Annotated in this window: 6 protein-coding genes; 1 reads left to right on the forward strand and 5 read right to left on the reverse strand. The window is 74.6% G+C overall.

The features are described 5' to 3' along the window. Window positions 1-47 precede the first annotated feature (47 nt). Window positions 48-2,552: a Tex family protein gene (locus SM793_RS36020; protein WP_320443357.1), complete on the reverse strand. Its 2,505-nt coding sequence runs from the start codon at window positions 2,550-2,552 to the stop codon at window positions 48-50. 339 nt (window positions 2,553-2,891) lie between these two features. Here SM793_RS36020 and SM793_RS36025 point away from each other — a divergent pair, with 339 nt between their 5' ends. Further along, window positions 2,892-3,833, forward strand: coding sequence for an aminoglycoside phosphotransferase family protein (locus SM793_RS36025; RefSeq protein WP_320443358.1), 942 nt, complete (start codon window positions 2,892-2,894; stop codon window positions 3,831-3,833). Between the two features lie 24 nt (window positions 3,834-3,857). On the opposite strand, the gene SM793_RS36030 is transcribed toward SM793_RS36025, so the two are convergent. From SM793_RS36030 to SM793_RS36045, 4 genes are all read right to left on the reverse strand, one after another. Then, on the reverse strand, window positions 3,858-5,048 hold the full coding sequence (locus SM793_RS36030) for an FHA domain-containing protein (RefSeq protein ID WP_320443359.1): 1,191 nt from the start codon (window positions 5,046-5,048) through the stop codon (window positions 3,858-3,860). Between the two features lie 118 nt (window positions 5,049-5,166). Further along, entirely contained in the window at window positions 5,167-5,532 is a 366-nt protein-coding gene (locus SM793_RS36035; RefSeq protein WP_320443360.1) for a hypothetical protein, read from the reverse strand. A 200-nt stretch (window positions 5,533-5,732) separates the two neighbouring features. Beyond that, the gene (locus SM793_RS36040) at window positions 5,733-6,269 is read right to left on the reverse strand and encodes a hypothetical protein (protein WP_320443361.1); all 537 of its coding nucleotides are present in this window, start codon (window positions 6,267-6,269) and stop codon (window positions 5,733-5,735) included. A gap of 87 nt (window positions 6,270-6,356) precedes the next feature. Continuing rightward, window positions 6,357-6,794, reverse strand: coding sequence for a hypothetical protein (locus SM793_RS36045; protein WP_320443362.1), 438 nt, complete (start codon window positions 6,792-6,794; stop codon window positions 6,357-6,359). Between the last annotated feature and the right edge of the window lie 133 nt (window positions 6,795-6,927).

The following is a 6,927-nucleotide window of genomic DNA, read 5'->3' on the forward strand; positions in this document are numbered from 1 at the left end:
GGGGGGGGGGGGGGGGCCGCCCCCCCCCCCCCCCCCCACGCCGTGTGTCAGCGCCGCCCGGAGCGGCGGTCGTCCGAACCGCCGCCGGCCAGACCGGCCCGGCGCAGCGCGTCCGCCATGGCGCTGTTGCCCAGCGCCCCGGAGCCGCCCGAACCGCCCGACCCGCCCCGCTCCCGGCGTTCCTGACCGCCGCCGCCCTGACCACGACCACCCTGGCCGCCGCCCTGGCCGGCCTGGCCCTGGCCACCCGGACCGCCGCGCCGCTCCTGGCGCGGCGGGCGCGCCTGCCGGTCGCCGCCGCGCCCGCCCTCGCCGCGCCCGCCCTCGCCGCCACCGCGACCGACCTCGTCGTCCAGCCGCAGGGTGAGCCCGATCCGCTTGCGCGGCACGTCCACCGTGGTGACCCGGACGGTCACGATGTCGCCGGGCTTGACCACCTCGCGCGGGTCCTTGACGAAGTTCTTCGACAGCGCCGACACATGCACCAGGCCGTCCTGGTGCACACCCACGTCGACGAAGGCGCCGAACGCGGCCACATTGGTCACCACGCCCTCCAGCACCATGCCGACCTCCAGGTCACCGATCTTGTCGACGCCCTCCTTGAAGGTGGCGGTGCGGAACGCCGGACGCGGGTCACGGCCCGGCTTGTCCAGCTCGCCCAGGATGTCGGTGACGGTCGGGACGCCGAAGGTGCCGTCCGCGAAGTCGCCGGGCCGCAGCGCGCGCAGCCGGCTGCCGTTGCCGATCAGCTCGCGCAGTTCCCCGCCGGTCGCGGCCAGGATCCGGCGCACCACCGGGTACGCCTCCGGGTGCACGCCGGAGGCGTCCAGCGGGTCGTCGCCGTCCGGGATCCGCAGGAAGCCCGCGCACTGCTCGAAGGCCTTCGGGCCGAGCCGGGCGACGTTCTTGAGCTCCTTGCGGGTGCGGAACGGGCCGTTGGCGTCCCGGTGCGCGACGATGTTGTCCGCGAGCGTGCCGGTGATGCCGGAGACCCTGGTCAGCAGCGGCGCGGAGGCCGTGTTGACGTCCACGCCGACCGCGTTGACGCAGTCCTCGACCACGGCGTCCAGCGAGCGTGAGAGCTTCACCTCGCTCAGGTCGTGCTGGTACTGGCCGACACCGATCGACTTGGGGTCGATCTTGACCAGCTCGGCCAGCGGGTCCTGGAGCCGGCGGGCGATCGACACCGCGCCGCGGATCGACACATCGAGGTCCGGCAGCTCCTGCGAGGCGAACGCGGAGGCCGAGTACACCGAGGCGCCGGCCTCGCTGACCATCGCCTTGGTGACACCCAGCTCCGGATGCCGCTTGAGGAGGTCCTCGGCGAGCTTGTCGGTCTCCCGGGAGGCGGTGCCGTTGCCGATCGCGACCAGGTCCACGCCGTGCTTCTTCGCCAGCGCGGCCAGGGTCGCCAGCGCGGCGTCCCACTTGTTGGCCGGCTGGTGCGGGTAGATCGTGTCGTGGCCGAGCACCTTGCCGGTGGCGTCCACCACGGCGACCTTCACGCCGGTCCGGAAGCCCGGGTCCAGGCCCATGGTGGCGCGGGTGCCGGCCGGGGCGGCCAGCAGCAGGTCCCGCAGGTTCGCGGCGAACACCCGGACCGCCTCGTCCTCGGCCTCGGCCCGCAGCCGGCCGCGCAGGTCGATGCCGAGCCGGACCAGCACCCGGGTGCGCCAGGCCCAGCGGACGGTGTCGCCGAGCCACTTGTCGGCCGGGCGGCCGTGGTCGGCGATGCCGAAGCGGGCGGCGATCCGCTGCTCGTAGTCACCGGCACCGGGAAGGTCGCCGCCCTCGTCGCCGTCGTACGGGGACAGGTCGAGGTCCAGCACCTCCTCCTTCTCGCCGCGCAGCATCGCCAGGATGCGGTGCGAGGGAAGCTTGGTGTACGGCTCGGCGAAGTCGAAGTAGTCGGCGAACTTCGCCCCCTCCTGCTCCTTGCCCTCGCGGACGGTGGCGACCAGCCGGCCCCTGCTCCACATCCGCTCGCGCAGCGAGCCGACCAGGTCGGCGTCCTCGCCGAACCGCTCGACCAGGATCGACCGGGCGCCCTCCAGCGCGGCTGCGGCGTCCGCGACCGACTCGTTGAGGAACCGCGCGGCCAGCGCCGCCGGGTCCTGCGTCGGGTCGGCGAGCAGGGTGTCCGCCAGCGGCTCCAGACCGGCCTCGCGGGCGATCTGGGCCTTGGTGCGCCGCTTCGGCTTGAACGGGAGGTAGATGTCCTCCAACCGCGCCTTGGAGTCGGCGGCGAGGATCCGCGCCCGCAGCTCGTCGTCCAGCTTGCCCTGCGACTCGACCGACTCCAGGACGGCGGCGCGGCGCTCCTCCAGCTCCCGCAGGTAGCGCAGCCGCTCCTCCAGGGTGCGCAGCTGCGCGTCGTCCAGCGACTCGGTGGCCTCCTTGCGGTAGCGGGCCACGAACGGCACCGTCGCACCGCCGTCCAGCAGCTCGACCGCCGCCCTCACCTGCCCCTCCCGGACGCCCAGTTCCTCGGCGATCTTCCGCCCGATCGCCTGCTGGGCCTGCTGGGCCGCCTGTTCGACTGGCGTGGTCACGAAGCCGGTCACCTTCTTCAGAGTTGCTGTCCGTACCCCCGCATTCTGACAGCCGCCACCGACGCCCCGCCCCGCCGCCACCACCCCGGGCGTGGCGCGGCGGCGGCCCCGGCCGGGCGGCGTACGCTGTCGCGGGCGCGCCCCGGCGCCCCGCCCCACCCGGCCCCATGACCGCGCCGACCGGCCCGGACCGGCGGCTCCCGGCAGCACCGACGCGTCCCCGAGCGCTCCCCGAGCGCCCCCCACGAAACCCAACACCCCTGTGAAGTCCTCACGTTCTCACCCTGGTGTTCGAAATCCGCCTGATCGCGGGGCCCGTCCCGGCGTACAGTGCCGGGCATGTGCGCAGCCGCCCGGACGCCCGACCGCATGCACGACGACGACTTCCTGCACGACCGTCTGCACGACGAAGAACCCGTCATCGACACCGGCTTGGTGAGACGGCTGATCGCGGCCCAGTTCCCGCAGTGGACGGGCCTGCCGCTGACCCCGGTCGGCGTGAACGCCACGGACAACGCGATGTTCCGGCTCGGCGCCGACCTCGCCGTCCGGCTGCCCCGGGCCGCGTGGGCCGCCGGGAACATCGCGCGGGAGCAGTACTGGCTGCCCCACCTCGCGCCGCGGCTGCCGGTGCCGGTACCGGTGCCGATCGCCCAGGGCCGGCCGACCGCCGGGTACCCGTGGGAGTGGTCGGTGCTGCGCTGGCTGGACGGCGTCAACCCGGCCCCCGGGGCGCTCGCCGATCCCGGGCAACTCGCCCGGGACCTGGCCGGGTTCCTCGGCGCCCTGCGTGCCGTCGAGCCGGGGCCGGACGCCCCGCCGGCCTCCCGCGGCGGTCCGCTGGCCGGCCGCGACGCCGCCACCCGCGCGGCGGTGGGACGGCTGCGCGGCGTGATCGACACCGAGGCGGCCACCGCCCTCTGGGACAAGGCGCTGCGGCTGCCCGACCCCACCGGACCGGCCGCCTGGGTGCACGGCGACCTCACCGCCGGGAACCTCCTGGTCGCCGGGCAACGCCTCGGCGCCGTCCTGGACTTCGGGCTGCTCGGGGCGGGCGACCCGACGGTCGACCTGATCGCCGCCTGGAACGTGCTTCCGGCGGCGGCCCGCCCGGCCTTCCGCTCCGCCCTGGCGGTCGACGACGCCACCTGGGAACGCGGGCGTGCCTGGGCGCTGTCCATCGCCCTCGTCCAGCTGCCGTACTACCGCACCACCAACCCCCCGCTGGCCACCAACGCCCGCCACGTGGTCCGGGAGGTCCTGACGGACCGCAGCGTCTGACAGCGGGGCTGGGGGGAAGTTCCGTCAGACGAAGCGGGTCGGCTCCGCCGCGCCCGGCGGCAGCGCGGTGCGTGCCCCCTCCGCCCGCCAGGCGCCGGCCAGTTCGGCCGGGAACCGGCGCCCGCTGCGGGTCAGCACCAGGCCGGGGGTGAGTTCGACCTCGTCGCCCGGTCGGAACGGCCGGTCGGCCCCCGCCCCCGCCGCCGCTCCCGCCGCCGCCGCCCCCGCGAACGGCTCCCACGGGCCGAGGTGCCCGCGCCGCCCGGCCACCCGGATCCGGCTGCCGTAGGTGCTGGTGTCCCGCACCACCACGGCGCCGCCGCGCACCGCGAGCAGCAGGTGGCGGCGGCTGACCCGGGCGGCGCGCTCGGCGGGCAGCAGCCCGGCCAGCGCGATGCCGTCCGCCGTCCCCGGGGCGCGGCCGACCTCGGTGTGCGCGCCCTCGTCGAGGGTGTACCGGCCCACGCACTCCCCGTCCAGGACCAGCTTCACCTGGGCGGCACCCGGCCGGGCCCCGTCGTCGAGCAGCGGGGCGCCGTGCAGTTCGCAGGTCGGCACGCCGCCGCGCATCCGCGGCAGCATCACCCGCCCGCCGCGGTGCACGCTGTAGAGGCTGCACCGCGCGTCGGGGCAGCGCCAGGCCCGCCCGACCACCTCGACCAGCGGTTTGCGGGCGGCGGTCAGCAGCCCCTGCTTCTTGAGCACGGACAGCTCCATCTTCTTGGAGATCTCCGCGCCGGTCCGGTGCCCCATGTCCAGCGGCGCCAGCCGGACCGCACCCCGCCCGGCCGCCTCCGGCCGCAGGAACTGCCAGGTGTTCCCCTGGATCCACGGGTGCTCGATCCGGTGGTCGTCGTAGTAGTCGCCGGTCACCACCTGGATTCCGGTCATCCCCGCGATCTCCAACACCCGCTCGTCGGCGTCCGGCACCTCCTCGACCAGCCCCTCGGCGACCCAGCGGGCCAACGTCGGCGCGTCCCCGGGCTCCGTGAACTCCCGCCGCCCACCCAGCAGGCTGCGGTCGGCGACGCAGTAGACGGCGACCCGCCGGTCCCCGGTGAGCCGCACCAGCGCCTCCACCACCAGGCCCAGCCGGTGCAGCGACCGCGGCGCGGGCCCGCCGAAGTCCGTGCGCCGGACGATGTTGGAGAGCTCGACCAGGTAGTCCGCCCGGTCCGCGGACGTCGCGAGGTTGCGGTCGATACCGTGCTCCATCGGGCCTCCGCATGCTCGTCCGGCACGGGCCGCCCCGGACGACCGTCCCCACGACCCGTCACACCGGATCCATCATCGCCGATCCCACTGCGGAGCGGGAGCGGACGGGGGAGGCGCCTCAGAAGATCTCGAGCAGGGGCGACGTCAGCGTCACCTCGAGGCCGGCCGCGACGACAAGAGCCGCGAACGCGACAATGCCTGGCTCGGCCGCCTCGAAGAGCCAGTCGGGTCCGTTGAAGTCCGCGAGCTCGACGCCCGAGGAGTCGACGACGTAGTTGCGCGGGAGACGTGCCCTGGCCACGAACACGGTCCCACCTGCCTCCAGCCTGACGAAGCGCCCACGCGGCCCCAGCGAACGCCTGCCGGTCACACGCCCCTTCACCCCGAGCAGCGAGACGTCCACCCCGCGCCTCACCTGACGCCGGGCCCCGTAGCCCGGCGTACCCAGGCCGTCGACCGAGAGGATCTCACTGCCGTTCAGCACGAACTCCTAGCGCTCGGTGCTCCCGCCGAGCGGCACATAGCCGCCGATCGGCCCTCGGAAGACGGCGATCCGTCCCAGCGACGAATCCAGCTTCGCGGCCGGCCGCCGCGAAGTCACCGGACTGCGCCACGCCCTGACGTTCCCGAGGGGCCGTAGTTCCACATCCCCCCTCTCAGTGTCGCCGCGTCACATCGGTTCCGTCACGGCTGGTCCCGCACCCGATCGGTACCCGGCAGCGCATCGACGATCCGGTCGACCGCGCGGTCCCGCGTCCACGGCGGGAACCGCGGGATCCGCCGCAGCGCCGCCAGACTGCCGGCCAGCTCCGGCGACCCGAGGTGGGCCCGCCTGCCGGTCCGGTCGAGCCTGCGCACGAACCTGCGTACAGCCCCCGGGCTCCAGCGGGCCTCGGACCGCGGCGGCACCGCGAAGCCCCAGTTCACCGGCGGCCCGTCCACCGGTTTCACCCAGAGGTACGAGTCCTCGGTCCCCGGTGCCCGCTGCGTCACCGAACCGACGGTGAGCAGGAACATCAGCGCGTTCTGGGCCCAGGACTTGAGGCCGATGTCCCGGATCTCCACATCGATCCGCTCGATCACGCCCCAGCGGATCTCCTCCCCGCCGCCCTCCCGCCGTAGCCCCTCCCGGTCGAACACCGGCTCCCCGGCACTGCGCTTCCCGCACCCCAGCCGGGCGCCGTCCGGCTCGTACCGCAGTGGTCCGTACATCGATGCCATGCCGTGGTCCTCTCGTCCCGATGCGGCATTGTCCGGCGGCCGTTGTTGTAAACGCAGCGCGCCTTCGCGGCCCCGGGAACATCGGCATCACGCGGGGAGGGCGGACGTACGGGTCGTCTCCAGTTCGGTCACCAACTGCTCGACCCGCTCGTTCTGCGTGTTTCCCCCCGCCCCGTAGCCCGCCAGGATCGACAGCTGGTCGACCTTGCCGGAGGCCAGCACCAGCTCCGGAACGTTGGAGGAGAACACCGTCCCGGTCACAACGGCGGACTTCACCTCCTGGACCTCGGACCACGCGTAGGAACGCGAGTTGAGCAGACCGGAATACTTCACTCCGGAGGCTCCGAAGGACACGCCGAACATCGGGGCGCGGAAGGTCAGCACCAGGCCCGGAACTCCGAATATGGCGATGGGGATGAGGTCGTCGACCCTGGTGCTCGACGCGGCCACGGCCACGGCCGTCAGCAAGCAGACAAGTCCGACCAGGAAGTAGGCGATCGCCCACGGAGTGCGCCTCTTCTGCATGGTCCGCCCCTGTTCTGTCGTGCGCCGGGGGGGCGCCCCGGGCGCGGCCCGCGCCCCCCCCCGGCGGCGGCGGCGCCCCCCCCGGCCGGGGGGCGCGGGGCGGGGGCGTGCCGGCCCCGGGGGGCCCCCCCGC

Origin of the sequence: Kitasatospora purpeofusca, from assembly GCF_034043715.1 — a bacterium.
Classification (GTDB): domain Bacteria; phylum Actinomycetota; class Actinomycetes; order Streptomycetales; family Streptomycetaceae; genus Kitasatospora; species Kitasatospora purpeofusca_A.

What these genes read in the sequence shown, in the direction of transcription:
- SM793_RS36025 (WP_320443358.1), top strand. Translation starts at nt 2,892, where the DNA reads ATGTGCGCAGCCGCCCGGACGCCCGACCGCATGCACGACGACGACTTC.
- SM793_RS36030 (WP_320443359.1), bottom strand. Translation starts at nt 5,048, where the DNA reads ATGGAGCACGGTATCGACCGCAACCTCGCGACGTCCGCGGACCGGGCG.
- SM793_RS36040 (WP_320443361.1), bottom strand. Translation starts at nt 6,269, where the DNA reads ATGGCATCGATGTACGGACCACTGCGGTACGAGCCGGACGGCGCCCGG.
- SM793_RS36045 (WP_320443362.1), bottom strand. Translation starts at nt 6,794, where the DNA reads ATGCAGAAGAGGCGCACTCCGTGGGCGATCGCCTACTTCCTGGTCGGA.